We start from the raw sequence: 1,846 nt of genomic DNA, 5'->3' as shown, positions 1-1,846 counted from the left end.
CCAGCGGGCTGGTGGTCGGGGTGGGCGAACCGGTCTCTGGTTCTACGGTGACACCGATCGCGGTGGCCGCGCGCAGCGAGCCCGACAGGAGGGTCGGGGTCTCGGGGTGGGCCGGGTCCAGCAGGCCCGCCGGGCGCATGCCGCCGGGGTCGGCGAACCACAGCTGGTACGCACGGCCGGGCGGGGGAGCCGCCATCCCGGACGGGACGAACACCGCCCGGTCCCGCTCGCGGGAGGCCACCACCGTGCCCGTGCCGCCGTGGGCGAGACGGCCGGAGGCCAGCCGGGCGTCGGGGGCCGACAGCACCCCGGTCAGCGCGGCGGCACGCGCCTCGGCCGCCCGCGCCTCCTGCCGGGCGGCATCCGCGCGCTGGTACTGCCGGGCGGCGACCCCGCCGAGCCCGACCGCCACCGCGACACACGCCGCCAGCGCCCACCGCGCCCCGGCCCACCGCGCCCGGCCCGCCGGAGCCCGGTGACGCGCCGCCTCGCCCGTCGGCGCCCGCCGCCCCGGCCCGGGCTCCTCCCGGATCCGCCGCGGCATCGCCGCCCGGGCGGCGTCCGGCGCCCGCCGCCCCGGCCCGGGTTCCTCCCGGATCCGCCGCAGTACCGCCTCCCGTAGGGCGGGCGGGGGTTCCACGGCCGCGGCCGTGCCCAGCAGGGCCGCCGTCGCCGCGAGTTCGCGTACCTCCCGGGCGCAGTCCGGGCAGGTCTCCAGGTGCGCCTCGAAGGCGGCCCGCTCCGGACCGGACAGCGCGTCCAGGACGTACGCGCCCGTCGACTCGTGCATGTTCCCCGTGCTCATCGCCCGCTCACCCCGAGACAGTCGCGCAGCCGCAGGAGTCCGTCCCGCAGACGCGTCTTCACGGTACCCAGTGGCAAGGACAGCTCCTCGGAGACCTCGCGCTGGGTCCGCCCCCGGTAGTAGGCCAGGATCACCGACTGGCGCTGGCGGGAGGTCAGCGCCTGGAGGCAGTGCCGGACCCGCGCCCGTTCCTCGTGCTCCAGCGCCGCCTCGGTCACCTCGTCGAACTCCGGCAGCGCCGCCTCCAGGCGCGCCGCCCGGCGGTCGCGGTCGGCGGACGCCTGCGCGGAGCGCACCCGGTCGACCGCCCGGCGGTGGGCCATCGTCAGCACCCAGGTCCGGACGCTGCCCCGGTCCGGGCGGTAGCGCCCGGCGGTGCGCCACACCTCGACGAACACCTCCTGGGTCACCTCCTCGGCCTGCGCCCGGTCGCGCAGCACCGCGCGGGCCACGCCCAGCACGGCCGGGGCCACCGCCTCGTACACCGAGACGAAGGCCGGTTCGTCGCCCCCGGCGGCCCGCCCGAGGGCGGCGGCCAACTCCTCGTCGGCGCCCGTCCGCGCCCCTGTCCGTACTCGTCCCCGCGTGACGTCGTCCACGGAAGGATCCTCCGTGATGGGCCCGGCTCCGGTCACATCAGGGCCTCCCGTAAGGGAATTGGAGCCGCCGTGCCGCCGGACGGGTCCCGTCCGGGACCGGCCCGCGCGGTGGTCAGGCACGGGGGCGGCCGGCCCGTTCCGCCGCCCGGCGGGCCATCGCCTCCAGGTGGTCCCCGGCGTCCGCCCCGGCCCGCCGGACGGCCGACTCCCCGCGCTTGCGCAGCTCCACGACCCCGTCGGTGAACCGGTCCGGCCGGTCCGCGGCGGACGGGGGTATCGGCGCGTCCGGCGGTGCGTCAGCCGTACCGTCGCCCCCGCCGGCCGGCGAGGCCGGCGGCTCCAGGGCCGACGTCGCCGAGGACGCGGGCGCGGCCGCCCCCGTGGCGGCGGACGGGGGCCGCTCCCGCTCGGTCTCGGACATCTCGGTGCGCTCCTGTCGGCC

At 79.2% G+C, this 1,846-nt stretch carries 2 protein-coding genes and 1 pseudogene; all 3 read right to left on the bottom strand.

Going from position 1 to position 1,846, the window contains the following annotated elements:
• A partial coding sequence (locus ACFV0Q_RS41210; RefSeq protein WP_385013202.1) for an anti-sigma factor domain-containing protein occupies window positions 1–805 on the bottom strand: 805 nt, incomplete at its 3' end.
• The gene (sigK, locus tag ACFV0Q_RS41205) at window positions 802–1,404 is read right to left on the bottom strand and encodes an ECF RNA polymerase sigma factor SigK (protein ID WP_385013201.1); all 603 of its coding nucleotides are present in this window, start codon (window positions 1,402–1,404) and stop codon (window positions 802–804) included. The genes ACFV0Q_RS41210 and sigK, both read right to left, overlap by 4 nt.
• Window positions 1,405–1,516: 112 nt before the next feature.
• Window positions 1,517–1,846, bottom strand: a pseudogene (locus tag ACFV0Q_RS41200) (hypothetical protein); the annotation flags it as partial.

The sequence above is a fragment of the Streptomyces sp. NPDC059564 genome (genome assembly GCF_042735575.1).
Classification (GTDB): Bacteria; Actinomycetota; Actinomycetes; order Streptomycetales; family Streptomycetaceae; genus Streptomyces.
This window is presented reverse-complemented; position numbering and strand designations above follow the sequence as displayed.